The organism is Paenibacillus sp. FSL M7-0134 (assembly GCF_038007865.1).
In the GTDB taxonomy this organism is placed as follows: domain Bacteria; phylum Bacillota; class Bacilli; order Paenibacillales; family Paenibacillaceae; genus Paenibacillus; species Paenibacillus polymyxa_B.
On sequence record NZ_JBBOXV010000002.1, the window covers coordinates 1,142,982 to 1,166,234 of the forward strand.

The 23,253-nt window shown below is 45.0% G+C and carries 19 protein-coding genes; 10 read left to right on the forward strand and 9 right to left on the reverse strand.

Going from position 1 to position 23,253, the window contains the following annotated elements:
• The first annotated feature begins 2 nt into the window (after positions 1–2).
• A complete protein-coding gene (locus NSQ58_RS20740) occupies positions 3–1,622 on the forward strand; it encodes a cobyric acid synthase (protein ID WP_028543011.1) in 1,620 nt (539 codons plus the stop codon).
• A gap of 219 nt (positions 1,623–1,841) precedes the next feature.
• Here NSQ58_RS20740 and NSQ58_RS20745 read toward each other — a convergent pair whose 3' ends face one another.
• A complete protein-coding gene (locus NSQ58_RS20745) occupies positions 1,842–3,542 on the reverse strand; it encodes a methyl-accepting chemotaxis protein (RefSeq protein ID WP_341058128.1) in 1,701 nt (566 codons plus the stop codon).
• A 502-nt stretch (positions 3,543–4,044) separates the two neighbouring features.
• On the opposite strand from NSQ58_RS20745, the gene NSQ58_RS20750 reads away from it, so the two are divergent.
• The 5 genes from NSQ58_RS20750 to NSQ58_RS20770 all read left to right on the forward strand — a co-directional run bounded on the left by NSQ58_RS20750 (position 4,045) and on the right by NSQ58_RS20770 (position 11,020).
• Positions 4,045–5,316: a PTS transporter subunit EIIC gene (locus NSQ58_RS20750; protein ID WP_341058129.1), complete on the forward strand. Its 1,272-nt coding sequence runs from the start codon at positions 4,045–4,047 to the stop codon at positions 5,314–5,316.
• A gap of 205 nt (positions 5,317–5,521) precedes the next feature.
• Positions 5,522–6,355, forward strand: coding sequence for a BglG family transcription antiterminator LicT (gene licT / locus NSQ58_RS20755; protein WP_023987656.1), 834 nt, complete (start codon positions 5,522–5,524; stop codon positions 6,353–6,355).
• Positions 6,356–6,525: 170 nt separating this feature from the next.
• Positions 6,526–8,430, forward strand: coding sequence for a beta-glucoside-specific PTS transporter subunit IIABC (locus NSQ58_RS20760; RefSeq protein WP_068939932.1), 1,905 nt, complete (start codon positions 6,526–6,528; stop codon positions 8,428–8,430).
• 243 nt (positions 8,431–8,673) lie between these two features.
• Positions 8,674–10,071, forward strand: a complete 1,398-nt coding sequence (locus tag NSQ58_RS20765; RefSeq protein WP_341058130.1) for an L-cystine transporter — start codon at positions 8,674–8,676, stop codon at positions 10,069–10,071.
• A 250-nt stretch (positions 10,072–10,321) separates the two neighbouring features.
• A complete protein-coding gene (locus NSQ58_RS20770; protein ID WP_023987659.1) occupies positions 10,322–11,020 on the forward strand; it encodes a queuosine precursor transporter in 699 nt (232 codons plus the stop codon).
• Positions 11,021–11,085: 65 nt separating this feature from the next.
• On the opposite strand, the gene NSQ58_RS20775 is transcribed toward NSQ58_RS20770, so the two are convergent.
• Both NSQ58_RS20775 and NSQ58_RS20780 read right to left on the reverse strand, forming a co-directional pair.
• Positions 11,086–12,174, reverse strand: a complete 1,089-nt coding sequence (locus NSQ58_RS20775) for a M24 family metallopeptidase (protein WP_341058132.1) — start codon at positions 12,172–12,174, stop codon at positions 11,086–11,088.
• 72 nt (positions 12,175–12,246) lie between these two features.
• Positions 12,247–12,975, reverse strand: coding sequence for an MBL fold metallo-hydrolase (locus NSQ58_RS20780; RefSeq protein ID WP_028543006.1), 729 nt, complete (start codon positions 12,973–12,975; stop codon positions 12,247–12,249).
• Between the two features lie 203 nt (positions 12,976–13,178).
• Here NSQ58_RS20780 and NSQ58_RS20785 point away from each other — a divergent pair, with 203 nt between their 5' ends.
• A complete protein-coding gene (locus NSQ58_RS20785) occupies positions 13,179–13,691 on the forward strand; it encodes a GNAT family N-acetyltransferase (protein ID WP_068939939.1) in 513 nt (170 codons plus the stop codon).
• 121 nt (positions 13,692–13,812) lie between these two features.
• On the opposite strand, the gene NSQ58_RS20790 is transcribed toward NSQ58_RS20785, so the two are convergent.
• From NSQ58_RS20790 to NSQ58_RS20800, 3 genes are all read right to left on the reverse strand, one after another.
• The gene (locus tag NSQ58_RS20790) at positions 13,813–14,247 is read right to left on the reverse strand and encodes a threonine/serine exporter family protein (protein ID WP_013309318.1); all 435 of its coding nucleotides are present in this window, start codon (positions 14,245–14,247) and stop codon (positions 13,813–13,815) included.
• A gap of 20 nt (positions 14,248–14,267) precedes the next feature.
• Positions 14,268–15,023 carry a threonine/serine exporter family protein gene (locus NSQ58_RS20795; protein WP_013309319.1) on the reverse strand — a complete coding sequence of 252 codons (756 nt, stop codon included), beginning with the start codon at positions 15,021–15,023 and terminating at the stop codon, positions 14,268–14,270.
• Positions 15,024–15,136: 113 nt separating this feature from the next.
• Complete coding sequence (locus NSQ58_RS20800; protein ID WP_339201659.1) at positions 15,137–15,991, reverse strand: hypothetical protein; 855 nt, start codon at positions 15,989–15,991, stop codon at positions 15,137–15,139.
• A 359-nt stretch (positions 15,992–16,350) separates the two neighbouring features.
• Between NSQ58_RS20800 and NSQ58_RS20805 the strand changes: the two genes are divergently transcribed.
• Positions 16,351–17,082: an HAD family hydrolase gene (locus NSQ58_RS20805; RefSeq protein WP_075153939.1), complete on the forward strand. Its 732-nt coding sequence runs from the start codon at positions 16,351–16,353 to the stop codon at positions 17,080–17,082.
• 136 nt (positions 17,083–17,218) lie between these two features.
• On the forward strand, positions 17,219–17,899 hold the full coding sequence (locus NSQ58_RS20810) for a serine/threonine protein kinase (protein ID WP_023987697.1): 681 nt from the start codon (positions 17,219–17,221) through the stop codon (positions 17,897–17,899).
• 85 nt (positions 17,900–17,984) lie between these two features.
• Here NSQ58_RS20810 and NSQ58_RS20815 read toward each other — a convergent pair whose 3' ends face one another.
• Both NSQ58_RS20815 and speD read right to left on the reverse strand, forming a co-directional pair.
• Positions 17,985–19,403, reverse strand: coding sequence for an NAD-dependent malic enzyme (locus NSQ58_RS20815; protein WP_023987698.1), 1,419 nt, complete (start codon positions 19,401–19,403; stop codon positions 17,985–17,987).
• Between the two features lie 271 nt (positions 19,404–19,674).
• Positions 19,675–20,481, reverse strand: coding sequence for an adenosylmethionine decarboxylase (gene speD, locus NSQ58_RS20820; protein WP_013309324.1), 807 nt, complete (start codon positions 20,479–20,481; stop codon positions 19,675–19,677).
• Between the two features lie 720 nt (positions 20,482–21,201).
• Here speD and NSQ58_RS20825 point away from each other — a divergent pair.
• On the forward strand, positions 21,202–22,050 hold the full coding sequence (locus tag NSQ58_RS20825; RefSeq protein ID WP_023987699.1) for a hypothetical protein: 849 nt from the start codon (positions 21,202–21,204) through the stop codon (positions 22,048–22,050).
• Between the two features lie 84 nt (positions 22,051–22,134).
• Here the strand turns inward: NSQ58_RS20825 and NSQ58_RS20830 are convergent, their stop codons facing one another.
• On the reverse strand, positions 22,135–23,148 hold the full coding sequence (locus NSQ58_RS20830) for an RluA family pseudouridine synthase (RefSeq protein ID WP_023987700.1): 1,014 nt from the start codon (positions 23,146–23,148) through the stop codon (positions 22,135–22,137).
• Positions 23,149–23,253 lie beyond the last annotated feature (105 nt).

Here is a 23,253-nt window from a genome sequence, read left to right on the forward strand (position 1 = left end):
AATTGTCAACTTTCGAACCGTCCTGCACGAACCCGGCAGCCGTATTGATGCTTCAAGGAACAGCGTCGGATGTGGGCAAAAGCGTGGTGACAACTGCGCTTTGCCGTATTTTTACGCAGGACGGATATCGTCCCGCACCGTTTAAGTCGCAAAATATGGCGTTAAACTCTTATGTTACTGAGGACGGCAAGGAAATTGGACGCGCTCAGGGGGTGCAGGCTGAGGCCTGCGGTATTGAGGCCACGACTGACATGAATCCGATTCTGATTAAGCCAGTCAAAGATATGCACTCACAAATTGTTGTACACGGTGTACCTTATGCCTATATGAGCGCCTCCGATTACCGGAAGGATTTTTTGCCAAAAGCCAAACAGACCGTTATGGATGCTCTGAATCGGTTGCGTGATACCTATGATATTGTCCTTATGGAAGGGGCAGGCAGCCCGGCAGAGATTAATTTGAAGGACCGAGATATCGTAAATATGAATTTGGCAGGTTGGGCGGATGCACCAGTGTTGCTTATTTCAGATATCGACCGGGGGGGTGTTTTTGCCTCTCTCGTAGGAACCATCGAGTTACTGGAACCCCATGAAGTACAGCGTATCCGCGGATTTATCATTAACAAATTCAGAGGTGATCTGTCTCTGCTTCAACCGGGATTAGACTGGCTGGAAGAACGGACGGGCATTCCTGTACTCGGTGTATTGCCCTATCTACCAGACATTCGCATTGAAGCAGAGGATTCGGTAGTACTGGATAAGAAGCCCAAGCGATCAGCAGAGGATAAAGAACTGGATATTGCAGTGATACGATATCCGCGGATTTCCAATTTTACGGACACGGATGCTCTGGCCGCAGAGCCGGATGTGAGTGTTCGTTATGTCACAGAATCCGGACAGTTGGGCGTACCGGACGCCATTATCTTACCGGGGACCAAAGACACCATTGGAGACCTGCTGGAATTGCGTGAGAGAGGTCTGGAGAAAGACATTCGGCAGGCTATGAATACTGGACGCACACAGCTAGTTGGCATTTGTGGAGGTTATCAGATGCTGGGTACAGCGCTATTTGATCCCCAAGCCGTCGAATCTGGGTTGCCGCAGCAGGCAGAAGGGTTAGGTTGGCTGGCTCTATCCACGACCTTTTTAAAGGAAAAGCAAACCGTACGCGTACAGGGAACCCTGTCTAATCATTGCCCGCTTTTGCTTAGTACTGCGCCTGATTCGGGTTCTGCCTCTAAGCCAAGCATTGAAGGCTATGAAATACATATGGGCGTTACGGAGTATGTTACGGAACCATACGAACCTACAGATATAACTTTTAACCTAAGCGAAATGAAAAGGCTATTCCATATCCGGCGTGGCGAAGGAACAGCTTTTGAGGAAGGCTGGGGTACGACAGACGGTAAAGTATGGGGAACCTATTTGCACGGTGTGTTTGATAATGACCGTTTTCGCCGGTGCTGGCTGGATGGATTGCGACAAGCTAAGGGCTTGGCACCTTTAGAAAGCACTTTTACTGTACGTGAAGCCAAGGAACGAGAGTTTGACCGTGTCGCAGAGGTGGTACGGGCTCATTTAGATATGGAGCAAATTTATCGTATTATGGGAATGAATTCATAAACTTCATGGATGATTATTAAAATCGCTTTTAAAAAATAAAGAGGTATCTCTACAGCCATTTTCAAGACTGTGAGATACCTCTTTTTATTCAGGATTTTGCAAAATTCGATTCCAGTCGCTCTGAAGTGCAAGATATAGACGAACTAAACCATTTCGATCTACATCTTGTCCATTGGAAGTCGCTTATGGGATTTTTGCAAAATCCTCTATTGTATCGGCTTACGTAATTTTAAATTTTTGAACTGCCTTTTGCAGCTCGGTTGCTTGTTTGCTTAATTGGCGAACAACCTCGCTGTGGCTTTCCATTTCATTCAGTTGCTCATCGGCGTTAAAACCGATTTCTTGAATCATATGCTGTGCATTGGCAGCGATGAGAGCTGTCTCTTCCACGGAAGCAGATACTTCCTCCGAGCTGGCGGATACTTGCTCCGTTGCTGCAGATACCGTTTGAATCGTAGCATTGATCTTTTGCATAAGCTCACTTAGCTGGTTAAAGGCTGAGCTCGCTTGTTGAACCATTTCCGTTCCTGAATGAATTTCACGGCTAACCTGGGTCACAGAGTCCACAGATTGTTGCGATACTTCTTGAATGGTAACCAAATAGTCAGAAATTTCTTGTGTGGCTTCTTTAGATTGCTCGGCAAGCTTGCGTACTTCTCCAGCTACTACGGCGAAGCCCCGTCCATGTTCGCCCGCACGGGCAGCTTCAATGGAGGCATTCAGGGACAACATTTGAATTTGCTTCGTAATATCGAAAATAGCCGAAACGATACTGCCAATGGCTTCTGAGCGCTCATTCATACTATGGATGTATCGAAGCGATTCATCGGCAGCATGTCCTACCTGTGACATTTGAGCTACAGCTTTTTGAGCGAGCGTATTACCGTTAACCGTTTCTTTGGTTGCTTCACTGATTTGATCGGATACATCATTGGCAGAGGAGGCGATGTGCTGAACACCTTGAGCGATTTCCTCCATAGCCTGTGCATTTTCAGCAGCAGTTGTAGCTATGCTGGTACTGCCCTTTGCTACTTCCTCTGCGGCAACTGTAGAGTCCTGCACTTTTACACTCATAGCCTCAGTCCGACGAAGCAGCTCGTCCGATCCTTCAACAACCGCACTGGATGTAGAAAGCACATGGCCGATCATTTCTTTCAAGTTATGAGACATTGATTGGAAGCTGCGGGCAAGTTGGGCAATTTCATTGACTCCATGAACCTTCGCTTCTTGTGAAAGATCACCTTGAGCGATTTTTTCGCTATGACGAACCAATTCAGCAATGGGTTCTACAACTTTACGTATCACGAGGGTAGAAATAATTCCGCCCAGCAGGAGCGTTGCCACTGTAATACCTATGCAAATCCATAAAATTTGTTGGGATTTTTCCTGTACGAATCCGACATCTTCGTTCACACCCAGAACTAGATTACTACCCGATATAGCAAAGAAGGCGGTTTTGTGTACTCCGTACGAATCGCTGTAAATTTCACTGATATTCATCTCGCCTTGTTTTGCTTTTTTAATATCCTCTACAGGAATGAGTGCATCCTTGACCTTGTATACTGATTTTACATTCCGTGCGACGACTTCGGCTTTACCATCCTTTACTAGCGCGATATATGCCGATTCTAATTTGAGAGTATCGACCTTGTCCTGAAGATAGGATTCCATCTGTATAGCGGAGCCGGAATCAGAACCGCTTCCTTGTTGGGCCTGAACGGCTAAGGAAATATTGAGATCCTGATACACATTTTTAGCTCCAGTTTCTAGCAATTGGTCTACCTGAGGCATGACACTGTTATTAATGATACTCATGGATATTGCATAGAAACTGATGCTGAACAAAAGGGATGCAAAGAGCTGAATCAGCAAAAACATAATTCGTAATTTCGCGCCAATGGAACGATTAAAACTCTTCATGAAAATTCTCCTCTCACATGATGGTAATAAAATCAGACGAATTCCCCTGCTTGATGTAGGCCGCTTGTCCAATAAGATACTAGGCACGCCATGATCTACTTGTTTTCCTCTCCTTGCTTGAAGAAAAGACTGAAAATGTTCGGATTCTATGTATATTTCAGCTGTATTCAAGGGACAAGAATGTGAAAGGGAAGTAATCCATGATTTACTAAAAAGTAGGTTAGACCTATTTTACATAATTAACAGGCGGTTGAATAGTCATATTTGCCCAAAAACAAACAAAAAATATATAACTATGGTCTTAGGTGTTTAGATGTAAGTTAGATGTAAATTATCAGGTGCATAAAAACGAATAGATTACTCCTTCTTTAAAACTATTGTAAAAAAGAAGTAATATAAGTAGCATAAGGAATACCGCTTTTATTACAATATTCTTCTAAGCTTGGTTTGGTAAGTTCGAAAGTGGTCTTCAATATACATATAAAAAGGGGAAAAGGTAGTTATGAATCGGGATTTACTTTCCAAAGAAATGATTTCGCAGGTCAGGGGAGAAGATGAACAGGAGCAGACTTCCGGAAGTTACAGAGCTGCCACAGGGAGAAATCCGATAAGTCGTCTATTAGATTATGTATCAGGCGTATTCACTCCGATCTTGCCGGCAATGATTGGGGCGGGAATGATCAAGGTATTAATATCTATTTTCATGTCCTTAGGTTTTTTGTTTTCAGACCAACAGGTATTTAGTAGTTTGTTATCTGATCAACAGGCGTATACCATTTTATTGGTTATCAGCGATGGGGTATTCTATTTTTTGCCCATTCTATTTGCGGCAAGTGCGGCAAGAAAGCTGAACAGCAATATGATTGTTGCGGCTGCCATCGGAGCATCAGTATTGCATCCCCGCCTGACAGAGTTGTTCCAGTCTGGTGAGGAGGTTCGCTTTGGCGACTTGTCAGTCATAGACGGGCAGTCTGCTTCTTCCATAATACTAATGCTTGTTGTCGTTTGGATGGCGTCGTATGTGGAAAAATGGTTAGACAAGCATACCCCCTATTGGCTTAAAGTAGTGGCTGTCCCGACTTTGACTCTGATGATTTTTATACCTTTGATGATGTTCGTTCTTGGCCCGTTGTGGGGTTATCTCGGTCAACATTTATCGGATGGACTCGCATGGCTATTTGATAATGCAGGAGTGTTTGCAGGGCTGCTGCTCGGGGGCGCGATGTCTTTGCTTATTATGGCAGGTATGCAATATATAATGGTACCGATTATGATCAGCTCGCTTGCAACACTGGGCTACGATCATGTCTTTCCTGTGGTAGTGGCAGCGGTACTTGCCCAGGCAGGTGCAGCATTTGGCGTGCTTTTTAAATCCAAAAATGTCAAAGTGAAAACGCTGGCCTTTTGGACAGGCTTGCTTGCCATGATGGGGGTGGTTGAGCCGGCGATGTATGGAGTCACAATGCGCTTTAAGAAGTCTTTTGTTGCGGCGTTGATCGGAGGGGCTCTCGGTGGTGCATTTATGAGTTTATTTGAAACTGAAGCAACGGCTATTGGTGGTATATCAGGTCTGCCCAGCTTGGGATTATTCGTCGGTCCTACATTTATATATGCTATTTTGGGAATGTTAATCTCACTAGTTACAGCTGGCGTAATTACGTATTTTATGGGCTTTGTGGATGAAAAAGATGAGCATTCGCAAGTAGTGTCCACATCTGGCATGAATGCTTCTCCTTCTCCGAACTCGGTTGTGGAAAAGAGCCCTGGCAGCTAAGGCGTGCCAACGCCCAAAAGCCTCATGAAAGTGTTTACAAAAAAACTTGTCACCTCAGTCTTTATATGATATTATGGTGTCAGTTATTCAAAACTGCACAATCGTGGATTGTTACTGAGCGTATCGGGCAAAACCATAAGCAGGCACTATGTGTCAGTTTTGGTATTGCCTTTTTTTACTACTCCAAGCGGCTTAAGGTGATGGAATGAAGATAGCAAAGGTGCTGAATAATAACGTCGTAACGGTCATTGATGAACAGCAGAAAGAATTAGTCATTATGGGAAGAGGAATTGCTTTTAAAAAAAACACAGGCGATGAGATTGAAGAAGAGAAAATCGAGAAAATTTTCAAACTTGAAAGTACCGAGGTTTCCCGCAAACTCATGACCCTGATGTCTGATATCCCTATTGAATATGTTGAAATTTCTGATGAAATCATCCAATATGCCAAAACGATACTTGGTGTAGAGTTGCATGACAGCATCTATATTTCGCTGACGGATCATATCCATTTTGCCATAGAGCGTTATCGCTTGGGTATGGATATCAAAAATGCACTTTACTGGGAAATCAAGCGAATGTACCGTAAGGAATTCACGATTGGGACCAAAGCATTGCACATGATTCAGGACAAGCTGGGAGTTACACTTCCAGATGATGAAGGAGCATTTATCGCCTTACATTTGGTGAATGCACAGCTTAATAGCGAAATGCGCGAAACGATAACCCTGACTAACATTGTCAAGGATATCATAAATATTGTAAGTCGCTTTTTTGTAATGGATCTGGATGAAGAGTCGTTAAGCTATTACCGCTTTATTACACATCTCAAATTTTTTGCTCAACGGGTAATGAATGGGACCCCTGTACAAAATACAGATAATTCCCTTCATGATATGGTTAAGGTTCAGTATAAGAATGCTTACGCCTGCGCGGAAAAAATAAGAGATTATACCACTAAAATCTATGGTCGAAGCTTGTCCCAGGATGAGATGTTGTATCTCACCATTCATATCGAGCGTATCATTAAAAATCAATGATTTTATGTATGATCAGGGATTTAGGATTGCTACTTCTAAACCAGAAGGCAAAACCTGAATGCTGAAAGAAGATTGGCTTTTTATAAAGCTGTCTGCTTTCTGTATTCAGGTTTTTTTATTGCCCATTTGCGCATTTTATTTTATACCTTAAAAGAAAAGAGGAACACCTCATGGATCGAAATCAATTATCCAAAGAGATACTTACACTGGTTGGTGGTGAAGAAAACGTAGAGCAGGTCATTCACTGCATGACCCGCTTGCGCTTCAACCTTCATGATGATAAGAAAGCTCAGAAAGAGCAGTTGCAGAAAACGGATGGCGTCATGGGAGTCATGGAGAGTGGCGGCCAGTTTCAGGTTATTATCGGTAATGATGTAGCTAACGTGTACAAATCGTTGGTGAGCAACATGTCCAAGGCTCCGCAAAGTGACTCAGGAGCAAGTACTGCATCTAAGAAAAAACAAAACCCGATCAGCAAACTGTTCGACTTTATAGCGGGTATGTTTACACCGATTTTGCCAGCGATCACCGGCGCAGGTATGATCAAAGGGATCATTGCTCTTTTAGTGGCCATGAACTGGATGTCCGATAAGAGTCAAACCTATACGATTTTAGCGGCAATAGGTGACGGTGCGTTCTACTTCCTGCCTATTATTCTGGCTGTCAGTGCTGCTAGAAAACTCGGCAGTAATATGTTTATTGGTGCGGCGATTGGTGCTTCCATTTTGCACCCGACGATTACAGCTTTACTGGCATCTAACGTGAAGGTTAGCTTTATTGGTCTTCCGGTGACAGCGGCCACGTATTCTTCGACCGTTATTCCAATCGTTATTGCGGTCTGGCTGGCATCTTATGTTGAAAAATTCATTGATAAGTATACACATGCATCACTGAAGTTGCTCGTTGTTCCGACATTGACTTTATTGATTATTGTACCTTTGACTTTGGTTGCTGTAGGGCCGCTCGGCTCCATTATTGGTAATGGCCTGTCAGGCGGTATCTCTTGGTTGTTTGAAAATACAGGTGCACTTGCAGGTCTGCTGCTAGGCGGTACCTTCTCCCTGATCATTATGACAGGTATGCACTATGCGTTGGTTCCTATTATGATTGGATCGATTGCAACGTTGGGCTTTGACTACATGATTCCAATTATGGGAGCAGCCAACTTGGCACAGGCTGGTGCTGCACTGGGTGTATTCTTAAAATCAAAAAATGCCAAAGTCAAAACAGTGGCTTTCTCGACGAGCTTGACAGCTATTATGGGTGTAACTGAGCCTGCAATGTATGGTGTAAATATGCGGTTTAAAAAACCATTTACTGCTGCGTTGATCGGCGGAGCTGTCGGCGGGGGCTTCATGAGCTTGTTTGGTACAAAAGCGTATGTCATGGGTGGATTGGTTGGTGTGCCTGGTCTGGCGATGTTTATTGGACCGACTTTCTTATACGCAATCCTTGGTCTCATTATTGCATTTGTGGTTGCTACGATTGTTACCTATTTGATCGGCTTTACAGATGAAAAGAACGAAGAAGCACCACAAGCAACAACAGACGCTGCCGGAAACATCTCTACTGATGAAATAGCACAATCTGCTGTGTCCTCACTGCCGAAAGGTGAGAAAATCCCGGTATACAGCCCGATTATGGGTGAAGTTAAGCCGCTCAGTGAAGTCAATGACCCTGCATTTTCTCAAGAAATCATGGGTAGAGGTTGGGCTATTGAACCATCCGAAGGCCGGGTTGTTTCCCCAGTGGATGGCACAGTGTTCTCCATTTCCAAAAGTGGGCATGCTGTTGGATTGGTGAGTGATTCAGGACTTGAAATGCTCATTCACGTTGGGATGGATACGGTTAAACTAAAAGGACTTCATTTTACGCCTCATCTTAAAGCAGGAGATCGCGTGAAGGTAGGAGACCTCGTGCTGGAGTTTGATCTGGTGGAAATCCGCAAGGCTGGTTACGAAACGATAACGCCTGTTATTGTTACGAATGTAGCTCAGTTTAGCGAGTTGGAGTCCGCTGATAATCAGCATAAAGTGGTTAAGGAACAGGAACTGTTATACACAGTGATCGTCTAACGGCTGATAAAAATTTTACGCCTAAGTTGAATACATGTCGTTGTGTTCAGGACAAAAAACAGCAAGCCTTCGAAAGATGAAGGCTTGCTGTTTGGCATTTTTAATAAAACCCAAAGTGGAAGTTGCTTAACTATTTTATTGTAATAAAACCTACAAAAATAGTTGGTTTTGTGATATAGTAATCTTCGGATTGAAGGATCACCTTATAAAACATATTAAGTATAAGTTTGGAGGAAATAATACATGGATACCTTCTTTATTATTTTAAATGTAATCGTGCTGCTTTTGCTGCTAGGCGTATTGGTCTGGATGCAGAAAAAGCACATCTCCTTTACAAAAAGGGTATTTGCCGGACTTGGCTTCGGACTGATCTACGGGGCTGTTCTACAATATGCCTATGGTGCAGGCGCAGAGGTCATTACAAAATCAGTTGATTGGTTCAACCTCGCAGGTAATGGTTATGTCCGTTTGCTGCAAATGGTAGTTATTCCGCTTATCATGGTGTCGATTATTTCGGCTATTATGAATTTGAAGGGAAGACAGAACCTTGGCAAAATCAGCGTGTCCATTATTGCAGTACTACTGATTACAACGGCAATTGCTGCTTCAGTTAGTATTGTAACCAGCTTGTCGTTTGATCTAAAGGCAATTGAGATTCAAGGTGGGGAGAAGGAACAAGCACAGGGGTTGAAGATGGAAGAGCGCCTTGGAACAGTTCAGGACATGACCATTCCACAGCAGTTGCTGGAATTTATTCCTTCAAATCCTTTTGAGGATATGACGGGAGCACGTCGTACGTCGACGCTGGCGGTGGTCATTTTCTCGGCCTTTATCGGTGTGGCTGTGCTTGGATTGGATCGTAAAAAACCAGAACAGGCGCAAACCTTCCGTAAAGTGATCGATGCAGTGTACGCTGTAGTGATGCGGATTGTAACTCTGGTGCTGAGATTGACTCCTTACGGCATTTTAGCACTGATCACTAAAGTAGTAGCTACGACCAATCCGGATGAAATTTTGAAGCTAATCAAGTTTGTGCTCGCTTCTTATGTGGCTCTGTTGGTCATGTTTATCATTCATCTTATTTTGCTGGCCTTGTTCGGCTACAATCCGGTGACGTATGTGAAAAAGGTATTGCCTACACTGGTTTTTGCTTTTACTTCTCGTTCCAGTGCGGCGACCATTCCGTTAAATGTTGAAACACAAACGAAAAAGCTTGGTGTGTCCGACGGCATCGCGAATCTGTCTGCGACCTTGGGAGCGACTATTGGGCAAAACGGCTGTGCTGGTATTTATCCGGCAATGCTGGCGGTCATGATTGCTCCAACCGTGGGTATTGATCCAACGAGCTGGGATTTTATCCTCACGCTTATTCTGGTAGTTACGGTCAGCTCGTTTGGCGTGGCGGGTGTAGGCGGTGGTGCCACTTTCGCTTCCCTGATCGTGCTTTCCACCATGAATCTTCCAGTGGCATTGGCAGGATTGCTCATCTCAGTCGAACCGTTGATTGATATGGGACGCACAGCGTTAAATGTCAATGATTCTATTACCGCAGGTCTCATTTCAGGCAAGGTGCTTAAGGAGAACGATCAAGACGTGTTCAACAATCATGGCATGGATTTGGATGCAACGGCACACTCCTAAGTGAATGATAAACGAAAGGTGTACGATGCATTCCCCTATCGCATCTGTAGCCTATATAACACACGTACAGAATGTACTCAATACAAAGAGCCGGCCATAAGGTCGGCTCTTTGTATTGAGTTTAGGACAGTGTAAATTATAGCTGTTCACGAATCCTAATCTATGATACATTAAAATAATGTTTTTCCGGCTTGCTTCGGATGAACCGCGGTTCGCAACCATCCCGCGCTATCAAAACTAGGAGGATTTCATGTTTAATCTGTTATGGGGGGCAGCTTTTGTCCTCGTCAATTTTATGTTCTTTTTGTTATGTTTTCGGTTGTTCGGTAAAAAAGGGCTGTACGCCTGGATTGGTGTTGCTACTGTACTAGCCAACATTCAGGTAACCAAAACGATTGATCTGGTCGGCATTACCACTACATTGGGAAATACGATGTATGTTTCTATGTATATGGCCAGTGACTTACTGAATGAAAAATATGGGCCTAAAGAGGCGCGTAAAGCTGTGTGGTTCGGCTTTTTTACTCTGATTATGACGACGATAACGATGCAAATGGTGCTGCAGTTCCAGCCTACTGCAACGGATTTTGCCCAGACACCGATGCAACAGCTGTTTGGATTGTTGCCAAGGCTTGCGCTTGCCAGCTTGACAGCCTATGCGGTCAGTCAATTGCTGGACGTGCGTCTGTATGCCTGGATTCGCAAGTTTTTTCCGGAACGTCATCAGCTCTGGATTCGCGGCAATGGCAGCACGATGATCAGCTCGTTTATAGATACGCTCATTTTCTGTACTATTGCCTTTTACGGTTATGCGTGGGGGATATGGCTCGAGATATTATTCACCACCTACATCTTAAAATTTGTACTGACCGCGGCGGGTACACCGATTTTGTACATCGCACGCAATTTCCGCTTTATAGAAGAGGAGGAGCAAACCCTCAAGCCATGATGGCTTGGGGTTGCCCCTCCTTTTTTCATACTTTTTAACATGCAAATATAATGATAGCAATGGTTTTATCCCAGCACCGTAAGTTCTTTTGGAAAAGAGGTAAGCACTTCAACACCATCAGAGGTGACCAGAACGTCATCTTCAATCCGCACACCGCCGAGGCCTGGCACATAGATGCCGGGTTCGATTGTGAACACGAAGCCTTCATGAAGCAGATCACTATTGCCTCCGTGTACAGATGGATATTCGTGAACACTCATGCCAAGGCCGTGTCCAACTCGATGGTTAAAGGCAGGGCCATATCCAGCGGCTTCAACAACAGCCCGTGCTGCCTGATCTACGGATGCGCAGGAAACTCCCGGGCGAATGGCGGCAATTCCCGCTTCGTTCGAGCGAAGAACCGTATTATAAATCGTTTCCAGCTCAGTCGATAGCTTTCCAAAAGCAAAAGTACGTGTAATATCCGAAGCATAGCCATCGGAGTATACGCCCATATCAAACATGAGCAGATCGCCATGCTGTAGCTTGCGGGTGCCTGGAACACCATGAGGCAAGGCTGTTTTGGGTCCAGACAGTACTGTTGTGTCAAAGGACGGACCATCTGCGCCGATCTTTTTCATCTGGTATTCGATTTCTGCCACCAGCTCAACTTCCGTCACCCCTTCGCGCACATGGGTGAGACCGTGACGAAGAGCATCTTCTACCAAACGAGCTGCATGTTTCAGACGTTGTACTTCCTCAGGAGTTTTTCTCACACGCATTTCTTGAAGCACTGGACCTAGATCCACATATTGAGCCGCGCCAATGGCAGTATGTAGCTGTTCGTAACGGAGGACGGAGACGTGCTCCTTTTCCAGCGCGAATGCTTTCACACCGGTGCCTGTACGTTGACGCAGCAGATCATATGGATTGTCCGTATCGGTGTGGGTGGATATACGAGTCACAGAAGAAGTAGCTTGGGCGGCTTCTGCATCCAGGGCGGGTACGATCAGTTCTGGTTCTTGGTCCCGAAGCAACACCAGACCAAGAAAACGCTCATGCGGATCACTGGCAAAGCCCGTCAGATAGTAAATATGTTTAGGATCGGTCACAAGCAGGCCGTCCCAAGACTGTGACTTCAGTTCATCATACAGTCGGGTTATTTTCTCATTCATAAAGTCTCATTCCTTTCTGTCTATTTATTCATTATAGCTCTTCATACATAATTATTTATAGCATTGAATGACTTATTCTCTTTCCTGACATAATGTTTGCAGTCGTGCCTGTACATTCTGATCATAGTAACCACCATGGTAGCAGAGTACCTTCTCGACATCCAATACAGTTAGTTTATCGAGGCTCTTCAGGGCCAGCGGCATATCCGGCGTAGCCGACTCTGCAGGACCGACCAGTTCACCTTCGACTACCAGCAGTTCATCTGCTGCCAATAGTAGCTTTTGTGCGGGCACATACAAGCTGATATGCCCGGGCGTGTGACCGGGTGTATGAATAATCTGTATGCCCCCACCATAAGGCAGATGCTCACCGTCCTCAAGAATATGAGCAAAGCGCAAATCTGGCAGGCGGCGAATCATATCCTCTGCTTGCTGCTTAAGCACAGTATCCATTTGTTTAATCCGTTCGGGCGTCAGCTTCACAAACGGTCGCTCTCCTGTCATGTAAGGAACGTCATCCTTATGGGCTAACAGGGCAGTATTCGGCAGCAGATCCAGCAGTGCATGAACATTTCCGATATGGTCAATATCCTGATGTGTTAAAATAATTCTTTTCACGCGGCTGATATCCTCACCCACATCTGAGATAGCCTTGCGTAATGGCTCCAATTGGCCGAGCATTCCCGTGTCAATCAGTGTAAGTCCATCCTCGTCCTTGAGCAGTACAGGATAAATAGTCGTTTTTCCAAAAAAAGATTCCATAGGTATTTCCAAAATCAAGAGTTGAGTTCCAATATTCATATTAAGCTGCTTCAGAATCCTTGACTCCGAAACATACCTCCCGTCTCATCGTGTTAAATCGCTTTCCCCGTTTTTATTTTTCCTTATCTTCAAGCTCTATTATAAAACCCTTTGGGACTAATCCGCAAAACAACTCGATATGGCTGATCGGGCGCTTGTCTTGTACAATAAATAAATCACACAATAGGAGGCGGATACGAATAATGAATAAGGACCAATCTTTTTCCATTGAATTTGCGTGCAAAGAGGATCTTCCCGATATTGTGGACATTTATAATTCTACGATTGCAGGACGAATGGTCACGGCAGATCTGGAACCGGTGACAGTGGAGAGTCGCATTCCATGGTTTGAGGCTCATCAGGAGAACCACCGCCCTTTGTGGGTATTAAAACAAAAGGGTGCAATTGCCGGATGGGCCAGCCTTCAGTCCTTTTATGGGCGTCCAGCTTATAACGGTACAGCAGAAATTAGCATATACGTCCATGAGGATTCTCGTGGAACCGGAACAGGAAGTCGACTGGTACAGCACTTGCTAAATGAATGTCCGAGACTGGGGATTACAACGTTGTTGGGATTTGTTTTTGGTCATAATGAACCAAGTATTGGGCTGCTGCGGAAGTTTGGTTTTGAGCAATGGGGATACTATCCGCGTGTAGCTGTGCTGGACAGCATAGAGCGAGATTTAGCGATATTGGGCAAGCGAGTGGATGAATAATAGCTTATGACAGTTAAATATTCTTTGTAATGTGTACAGAAAAAGGCTGTTTCCAAAATCGTCTCAAACACTGCGGATGATTTTAGGAGCAGCCTCTTTTACTTTGCTATTTTCATCGCTTTTAGCGCTGTGGTTTAAAACGTATGCTGTGAAAAATTTGATTAAGCACCTCAGACAGCACCAAACCGACAGCAATAGCACCTGCGATCATCAGCGTGCTCATGGCCAGCTCCAGTGCCTGAGGATAATGTTGTTGTACGAACTGGCGCATGGCATTATAGGCCATTCCCCCTGGAACGAGCGGAATCATGCCTGCCACACTGAAAATAATCACAGGCATTTTGTACAGCCGCGCAAAGCCTTGACTGACGATGCCGATGAGAATCGTTGCCAAAAGGCTGGCGCTCACAGGCCCCATGCTGTCCGTGGTTGAATAATAGACAAGCCAGCCTAGCATACCAACAAAACCGCATTGCAGTAGTGAACGCCGGGGGGCATGGAAAAGTATGCCGAAAGCAGCGGTGGCAATAAAGCTTGTGAATAATTGTGCAAGCATAGACTTGAATCTCCTCCGAATCACATATAAGAAATGATAACCGCAACGCCAGCTCCAATGCCGAAAGACGTCAGGCAAGCATCGGCTCCCTTGGAAAGACCCGAAACAAGGTGCCCGGACATTAAATCACGGATGGCATTTGTAATTAACAAGCCTGGAACCAGTGGCATGACAGAGCCAATAATAATTTTATCCATCATCTGTCCCCAGCCTACTATCGTTAATAGAGCCGCCAGCAAGCCGATTAGAAAAGATGCAGAAAACTCTGAGAAAAACTTAACCTTAACGAGCCTGTGAAAATACTGTACAGCTGCAAATCCGATACCTCCGCATAACACAGCTGCGGGGAAATCTCGCCAGACTCCACCAAACATGATCATGAAGCAACCGCTGGCCAACGCAGCAGCCATCAGCTGTACACGGTTGGAATAGCGGAGGGGGCCACGTTCAATCTCCGAAAGCTCCTTGACGGCAGCGCGAGGAGACAAATCACCTGTGCTGATTTTACGTGAAATGGAATTGACCTCTGTCACCTTGTGCAAATCGGTGGTCCGCTCTACGATGCGGATGAGCTTGGCAGGCTCCGAGTCATTAATGGCAAAAAAAATCCCAGTTGGTGTTACATAGCTATGGGACTGGGATATGCCATAGGCCGAAGCAATGCGGGACATCGTGTCTTCAACACGATAGGTTTCGGCTCCATTTTGCATCATCAGTTTGCCCGCCAACAGACAAACCTCAATGATTTCAGGAGTAGGATAGGAATGATTATTCATACTCGCTCTCTTTCATTCGTACCGGGCCGTTCGGCCCTATTATTTTCATTTATTGTAGCACAAAAAGCCGCCTTTTCAGAGGCGGTTATGTTAGGCGGAAGCCAAGGATTTCGTCATGATTCTATCATATCGGGAATAACGGTGTAGTAGGACTCTTCCAGATATGTTGCGGCCTCAGACAGACCCATCAACTCAAGCTGTCCAGCTACAAAAGCACGAAGAGCAGAATGGGTGAACAAATGCCGTGTCTGGGCATCCCGAATAAAAGCCAGCCTGGCTTCACGCGAACCGTTGTGGAACAACTCACGCACAGCTTCGCCTTGTTGTTCCCAAAGGAAAGGCTCCGTTACGGTCAAGAGGGCACTCTCCATAGAAGAGCTATGCTTCGCAGAAGAAGATAACTGAATGCCCAACCCGTTTAGCGTAGGAGCTGCTTCATTGTGCTTCCGTTCTGTTCGCAAGCTGTCGATATACGCAGCCATATCCTGAATCGGTTCGATACCAAAGCGTTCGCGAAAGCATTCGCGTACAAACGCGGTGCGTTCATCTACAATCTGAGGCAGTCGCTGACCTGCATGTCCAGAATAGTCATCTCCACTGGCATAGTATCGTTTTAATGAACTGTTCTCTGTATAAACAACGCTTAAAAAATCCTGCAAATGACGGGCAACCACCCACACACCCGTCCAATCGACGGGAGATACACATACTATAGGGGCCCGGGAAAGGTCCTTTTCAAGCCCAAAATCCGTTAAAAAGCCATAATGTATTCCGTCCACCCCTGCGTGGGCAAAAGGAACAACATCTGGTGGTGTAGCCATATATCGTGGCGCGCGGCCCTGCTCCATAATCAATCCCAAATCAAAACTCAGAGAATGCCGGTTCGCTTCGAGCTCTTTTTCAAATTCTATAAGTGCCTCAATCAAAGGTGTAGCTGATCCATAGGCTAGGTTAGAACCGGAATCCATCGTGTATGCCTCCCTTATCCAAGTACATCCGTAAAGCGTTCATCCCTAAAAGGTACGTGATTTTACACGAAATGTAAACCTGTATGACGAATATTTTCAAAAATGTGACCTTTTACCCGTGTGTTGTCAAATAAAACGCTTTCGGGCAAAGCAGGACAAGATACCTATGTTAGCTCGGTAGAGAGGTAAAGTGAGTTTGTGAAAATGCGGTCTTTTCAGTGTATGTTAGTAAACGTGAAGTGTGATTGCAGGATGCGCAGTGTGAAGGACAAGGTGCAACGTAACAGGCCAACGGGTATAATATCAGGACAAGGTGAAAAGGAGCGTCATCCGAAGATTTAACAGAAAGAAGTGGGCATATGAACTTGCAAAAGAAGGCTGTTTTTTTTGATGTAGATGATACGATGTACGATCATTTGCACCCTACACGCGATGCATTGCGTACAGTATTAGGATTGAGTGATCGTTTTCCTTATGAGAAAGCCTACCATCGTATTCGCTATTACAGCGATGTACTATCGGCTAAAGGAGGACTATTGGAGGGGAAGGCAGGGCCGGATGAACTGGATGAGATGAGGGAAGGCCGTTTCATTCTGGCTTTACAAGAATTCGGGGTAGAAATTACCCGTGAGCAGGCAGTACATGTTCAACAAGAATACTTGGATCGTCAGTACCGAATTGAGCCTTTTGAGGGGGCGACCTCGTTAATAAATGATTTGAGCTCGGCTGGCTTTTTAGTTGGATTAATTACAAACGGTCTTGAGGAACACCAGATGAGCAAGATCAAGGCCATGGCACTGGAAAATCATGTTGCAGCAGAGCATATCTTTGTATCTGGGACCGTTGGCTATGCCAAGCCTGATCCGCGCATTTTTGAAGTAGTGAACGAACGGACAGGAACGTTAGCAGAGCACTGCTGCTACATTGGGGATTCCTGGCGTAATGACGTGGCGGGAGCTATAGCTGCGAATTGGCAGGTGATCTGGTTCAATCACAGGAACGCTCCCCCGGAGACTGACGTGCTGGGGATCTATAAAACAGCAGCAAGCTATGCAGAGTTAAGAAGGTTGCTTCTGCCGGACGCTCGTTAGACACGGTACATACCGTATTTATAAAAGAATCAACCTATTTTGAAGCCATTCCAAAAGATAACCCGTAATACTATTTATCTGTTATAGAACTAACTTTATTGGTATTGGTTTAGAACAGAGAAGGAGGGGATCGCGCATGGTAGAACAATGGAGGCAGGCAGAAGACATCATAAGTCAAGTGACCGTATACAGTACGGAGGATAATGATCCGGTTACCATTAAAACAGGCACTCAAGACGTCCGCTGTATTGGCATCGGGACAGATGCGGCCGTATTTACGCTCGATACGTTGCCAGGCTACGCGTTCAAGGTGTACTCAGACATGGCGATCGAGAAGAAAGATGCGGAGGCCGACGTATATGAGCGTTTGCGAGGGTCTGACTTTTTTCCTCATTATTACGGAAAAGGCGACAAGTATATTGTCATAAGTTATGAATCCGGTATTACGCTGCTGGATTGTCTGCTGCAAGGAATTCCTGTGCCAGAGCAGGTCATTCTGGATGTGGAAAAGGCGAGGGAATTTGTCCGATCCAAGGGGCTGAATCCCCGTGATATTCACCTCAAGAATGTACTCATGCAAGACGGACGTGCCAAGGTATTGGATGTATCTGAATACGTGAAGGAAGGCGATGACAAGCGCTGGGAGCATTTGGTGTGGGCGTATCATACGTTTTATTCCGGTATCTCGGAGGTTAAGGTTCCCTCATGGATTTTGGATACGATAAAAAAATGGTACTACAAGCTGGACAACTCCAACTTTAATCTGGAGGAGTTTGCCCAGCGTGCCAGTCAATTGTTCTCTAAATGGAGGTCATAACCGCTGTAAAGAAAACGGATATGCAGACTGACCTTTCCATAGCAAAAAGGATTGCACCCGCGTTTAAGGGAGCAATCCTTTTCTTTTATCTGAAATCCCGAGGCACTCTTCTGGCTGTACCGCTCGCAATCGCGGCTTGAATCACCTTTTCACGCACCCGTTGAACTGCACTCTCGTTAAATACACCAGGGATAATATACAGCTTGTTTAGTTCTTCAGGACGGATCGTGCCTGCGATGGCCTCTGCGGCCGCCAGCTTCATCTCTTCGTTGATTTCACGGGCACGGCAGTCGAGAGCCGCTCGAAAGATGCCAGGGAAACAAAGCACATTGTTAATTTGGTTAGGATAGTCCGAACGTCCGGTGGCGATGACACCCGCAATGTCCTCGACGTCCTCTGGCGCAATTTCGGGAACCGGGTTAGCCATAGTGAACAGCACCGGGGCTTCTTTCATACGTTTCACGTCTTCTCGTTGCAGTAGTCCACCTGCCGACAGCCCGATAAACACGTCAGCATCCTTCAGAACCTCGGACAGCGTGCCCGACAGCCGTTCAGGGTTGGTATGCTGCGCATACCAGTTCCACATCGGATGCTCGTATGTTTCATCAGCTGTAAGCGCTCCGTGACGATCTACGCCAATGATGTTGACTGCTCCTGCAGATAGCAAAATTTTCGTACAGGCCACACCCGCAGCCCCGATACCACAGACGACAATTTTGACGTCAGACAGGGCTTTGCCGACAACCTTGAGCGCATTGATCAGCCCTGCGTATAAAACGACAGCTGTGCCGTGCTGATCGTCATGAAAAACAGGTATGTCCAGCTCTTTACGTAACCGCTGTTCAATCTCAAAGCATCGTGGCGACGAAATATCCTCCAGATTAATCCCGCCAAAAGCTGGGGCCATTTGTTTAATGGCCTTAATGATCTCTTCGGTGTCCTGCGTATCCAGACAGATTGGAAAGGCATCGACGGAGCCGAGCTGCTTGAACAGCATGGCTTTGCCTTCCATAACCGGCATGGCTGCATAGGGACCGATGTTCCCTAGCCCGAGAACAGCGCTTCCGTCAGAGACGACAGCGACCGTGTTGCGCTTGATCGTCAAGCGGAAAGCTTTGTCCGGTTCCTCGTGAATCGCCATGCATACGCGTGCCACATCGGGGGTATATACCCGGGATAAGTCATCGCGGTTTTGAATTGGGACTTTGGGCTGCATTTCAATTTTGCCCCCGAGGTGTAATAGGAAGGTACGATCAGAGATGGATAATACCTTAACACCTTGTGCTTTTTTAATCCGAGCAATCATTCGGTCGATTTCTGCTGGATCGGCAATGGTAACTGTAATATCCCTCACAGTGACCTTCTCAGAGGTGCTAATGACGTCAATGGCAATCACATCTCCGCCATGTTCGTTTACCAGCGTAATCAATTGACCAAATTGGATGTGTCCGGTGGAAATTTCCAATCGCAAAATGATGTTTTTACCGCCAATACCGCCTTGCATACAAATTCCTCCTTTGTCTTCCATAACAAAATCATACTTAGGATCAATTGATTGCGCTTACAATAGGAAACGGATGTAAATCTATGCTGATATTTTAAATTAGTGGTTTCTTCCCCTATCATAGTGAACAATCTCTCGCTTGTACAGATCAAGTTGAGTAATATCTATTATTTTGTATTTAAAAAAGGACGAAAGCCCGGCTGTATTCCAGTCCAAGCGATCATCCTTTTTTTTATAAAATGATCTATTTTATTTTCACGCATTCGATCTGTTACGTCATATTTTTACCGTAGTAAATTTCGTCCATTTCGATTTTGAGACGTGTTGATATATTTTGTTGCTCTTTTTCACTCAGACTTTCCTTGGTGTAGCCGAACAGGTAATTGTCCAGATCGAATTGTTTTAGCTTACATTTGGTATGGAAAATATTTTCCTGATACACATTCACGTCGATCATGTCATACTGACTGCGCACTTCGTCTGGAATATAGTTTTGAATGGAGGCGATATCATGGTCGATGAAAAGCTTATGTCCATTCGTATCACGTGTGAAGCCGCGTACCCGGTAATCAATCGTCATAATGTCGGTGTCGAAAGAATGAGTCAAATAGTGGAGTGCCTTGAGCGGGGAGATTTCCCCACAGGTAGAGACATCAATATCAGCTCGAAACGTACTGATCCCCTCGTCTGGATGATATTCCGGGTAGGTGTGAACCGTAATGTGGCTTTTATCCAGCTGTATCACGACAGATTCAGGTAGGGGGCCTGGTGACTCGGCATAAGATTCAGTCGGTACCTCCACAATGGGTCCTTCTGATATAAGTACTGTTACGCTGGCTCCTTGAGGTACATAATCCTGCTGGGCTACGTTGAGTACGTGGGCGCCGATAATGTCAGATACATTTTTTAAAATAGCTGTCAGCCGATCTGAGTTGTATTGTTCATCAATATATTCAATATACGCCTCGCGTTCTTCTTTGGTTTTGGTGTAACAAATATCGTACATGTTGAAGCTCAATGATTTGGTCAAATTGTTAAATCCGTGCAGGGTAATCCGCTGTTCCGGTGTTATGGTCATAGGCTATTTCCCCTTATAGTCGCAGTATTCATACATAATATTCCCAACACTCCTTTTCATATACCGATTCATAAAATCAGTTCTGTAGCTGTTAGATTAAAGCCTTGAACAAGTATGTCTTACCCGTTTGGCATAATTAAAAACAGGCAGGGCAGCGTCTTTGTTTTTACATGTATGGAAATTTTAACGTATATATACTTTATTTCTTACTCAGCGATTTTAAAGTAACAGGACTTATAATGTAGACTATGCATAGGGCGAAGGAACTGAATGGACAGAGGACTCGTAGTAAAACATAAGAACCGGGTTAGTAATTCATAAGAACCGGGTTAGTAATTCATTAATTTAATGTGTGTCACCTTCACAATGCTGAAAGCTTAACCGAATATGATTATAGACCCGAAAAAATAGTGATTTTGTATATTGCGTAAATCGAGAAAAGCAACTTCAGCTAATAATGTGCGTATAATGAAATAAACGTAAGAAGCTGAGAATTATGAAGTTAAAATGAATTTTGATAGCAAAATTTAATTTACAAACCGATCCCATGTTACTGTCAGGATTTTGAAAAATTCGATTCCAGTCGCTCCGAAGTGCAAGATATAGACGAACTAAACCATTTCGATCTATATCTTGTTCATTGGAAAGTTCATTGGAAGTCGCTTATGAGATTTTTGCAAAATCCTCTACTGTAAGAAAAACGGTGAAAGGAGTATCAAGATGCTGGCTTTGTCCGATCCGGCCTGGACTCTGCTCCAAGGCCCCTACGGTTCTTCTCAATACGTCCCAGAAATGTTGAAGCAGCTCCAAGCCGGATATGACGGCGAAATGGCTGACACCTTGTATTGGGAGGAACTGTATCACCAAAATACGTTGTATACTTGTACATTTGCGGCTGTACCTTACCTTGTAGACATTGCGTTAAAAAGTTCTGATATAGGGATTCGTGCAGATATATATAACATTTGCGGAATATTCGAAGCGAAGAATAACAATCCTCTACATACCAAAGTTCCATTGGAATTTACAAGGGATCAGGTGAAAGTGGATTCTAGTCTGGCTGAATATATTTATGCGCAATATCGGAGTGCCATTGTCCGACTTGCAGAATTGACTGAAGAAATGGTGCTCTATGCGAAGGAACACGAAGGAGATATCGGTAAACGCTATGTTCTGGCTGCGGGTGCTGCTTTTCAGGGTTATCGCTGCGTAGCTTATATGCTACAAAGCTTCGATACAGGAGACGAATATACGCTGGATTGTCCGCATTGCGGTACCCCGCTCTATATTTGGCCTGATGAACAGAATGACACCCTGGTTGTCTATGATAAAGATCCTGTAAATTCAGACAATCTGGTTCCCCATCCGATCAGCCCCCGTTCATTGGACCGTAGAGGTGCTAATATGCAGTGGTTACACGAATATGCCCAAAAAATTGAAGAGAACAAGCTGCTTGCCCAATTACCCTATTTAAACGGTTGGGTAGATTGTCCAGTGTGTAATACGCCCATATATATATGGGATGAGTTGATGAAAATGGCTGATGGTGTTCGGAGGTATACCGCTTAATCAATCAAAAAAGGGTGCTGTCTTCTACAGCCCCCTCATTTCCTCTTATATTTTTCCATCTAATCTCCGTATGCTTTGCCAATTCTACTCCCGAAACGGATTCAAAAAGGTTTTAGGAATGTCGGATTCAAAACGCAGCAATACTCCGGTGACGGGATGAATAAATGACAATACCCTCGCATGTAGGCCAAGACGCCCAATCGACTTGGATTTGGAACCGTATTTTTTATCTCCAACAATTGGATGGCCGATATCCTCCATATGTACGCGGATTTGATTTTTGCGTCCGGTTTCCAAACGTACTTCCAGCAAAGAAAAATGCCGATTGGCTTGAAGCAGCTTGTAATGAGTGACTGCGTGCTGTCCGTCATTCGGATAAGGACTGGAATACATTTTTAGCGTCTTGCTTTCTTTCAGCCATGAAGTGATTGTACCCTCAGCTTTTTTAACTTGTCCTTCGACAAGAGCAATGTATGTTCGTTCATACACAACTTCCTTCCACGCTTTTTGCATTTCCTGCTGTATGGCTTCGCTTTTCGCAAACATCATCACTCCTGATGTATCACGATCCAAACGATGCAGTACAAAAATACGATTGTACGGATGTTCGCGCCTCACATGGGCCGTAAGCTGGCGATATGCTGTTACTTCCTGCTCCTGCGCTGAAGCCACGGACAGCAACCCGGCATCCTTATGGATAACGATAATGGCTTCATCCTCATGCAAAATACGTAGCCCAGTCAGTGGTACGACGGGAGTTATTTTTTCCTTGGAAAGAGCGACAGTCTGACCTTGCTCCAGTGGAAAATTATGCACGGTACGCGGAATGCCGTTGACGGACACCTGCCCACGAGCCAGTGCTGATTTAATGGAGTTACGACCCATGCCAGTCACATGTTCTACTAAAAAGCTCAATAGCTCGGCAGGCTCCTGGACGATGTATGTTTTGGCAGGGGCTTTATCTAAAGCATTCGTTCTCCGTTGAGCTTCCGGTTTATGGGAGCCAGATCTTCCGGCAGGTTTATGACTGCGTTTGGAATGGCTTGCGTTTGACGTAGATTTTGTATGATTTTTCCGTTGGGGTTTCCGATTGTTCATGGATTCTTTCTCCTTCTTGGAACCGTGTCTCTTCATAGTTATGGACAAATTTGCGGCACCGTGTTCACTATATCATGAGAAAACAGCGAGCGCCATAAGGGACTA

Coding starts and splice junctions, on each gene's coding strand:
- NSQ58_RS20810 (WP_023987697.1), top strand. CDS start 17,219: ATGGTAGAACAATGGAGGCAGGCAGAAGACATCATAAGTCAAGTGACC.
- NSQ58_RS20765 (WP_341058130.1), top strand. CDS start 8,674: ATGGATACCTTCTTTATTATTTTAAATGTAATCGTGCTGCTTTTGCTG.
- NSQ58_RS20775 (WP_341058132.1), bottom strand. CDS start 12,174: ATGAATGAGAAAATAACCCGACTGTATGATGAACTGAAGTCACAGTCT.
- speD (WP_013309324.1), bottom strand. CDS start 20,481: ATGACCATAACACCGGAACAGCGGATTACCCTGCACGGATTTAACAAT.
- NSQ58_RS20825 (WP_023987699.1), top strand. CDS start 21,202: ATGCTGGCTTTGTCCGATCCGGCCTGGACTCTGCTCCAAGGCCCCTAC.
- NSQ58_RS20770 (WP_023987659.1), top strand. CDS start 10,322: ATGTTTAATCTGTTATGGGGGGCAGCTTTTGTCCTCGTCAATTTTATG.
- NSQ58_RS20805 (WP_075153939.1), top strand. CDS start 16,351: ATGAACTTGCAAAAGAAGGCTGTTTTTTTTGATGTAGATGATACGATG.
- NSQ58_RS20780 (WP_028543006.1), bottom strand. CDS start 12,975: ATGAATATTGGAACTCAACTCTTGATTTTGGAAATACCTATGGAATCT.
- NSQ58_RS20795 (WP_013309319.1), bottom strand. CDS start 15,023: ATGAATAATCATTCCTATCCTACTCCTGAAATCATTGAGGTTTGTCTG.
- NSQ58_RS20745 (WP_341058128.1), bottom strand. CDS start 3,542: ATGAAGAGTTTTAATCGTTCCATTGGCGCGAAATTACGAATTATGTTT.
- NSQ58_RS20815 (WP_023987698.1), bottom strand. CDS start 19,403: ATGCAAGGCGGTATTGGCGGTAAAAACATCATTTTGCGATTGGAAATT.
- NSQ58_RS20750 (WP_341058129.1), top strand. CDS start 4,045: ATGAATCGGGATTTACTTTCCAAAGAAATGATTTCGCAGGTCAGGGGA.
- NSQ58_RS20830 (WP_023987700.1), bottom strand. CDS start 23,148: ATGAACAATCGGAAACCCCAACGGAAAAATCATACAAAATCTACGTCA.
- NSQ58_RS20790 (WP_013309318.1), bottom strand. CDS start 14,247: ATGCTTGCACAATTATTCACAAGCTTTATTGCCACCGCTGCTTTCGGC.
- NSQ58_RS20760 (WP_068939932.1), top strand. CDS start 6,526: ATGGATCGAAATCAATTATCCAAAGAGATACTTACACTGGTTGGTGGT.
- NSQ58_RS20800 (WP_339201659.1), bottom strand. CDS start 15,991: ATGGATTCCGGTTCTAACCTAGCCTATGGATCAGCTACACCTTTGATT.
- licT (WP_023987656.1), top strand. CDS start 5,522: ATGAAGATAGCAAAGGTGCTGAATAATAACGTCGTAACGGTCATTGAT.
- NSQ58_RS20785 (WP_068939939.1), top strand. CDS start 13,179: ATGAATAAGGACCAATCTTTTTCCATTGAATTTGCGTGCAAAGAGGAT.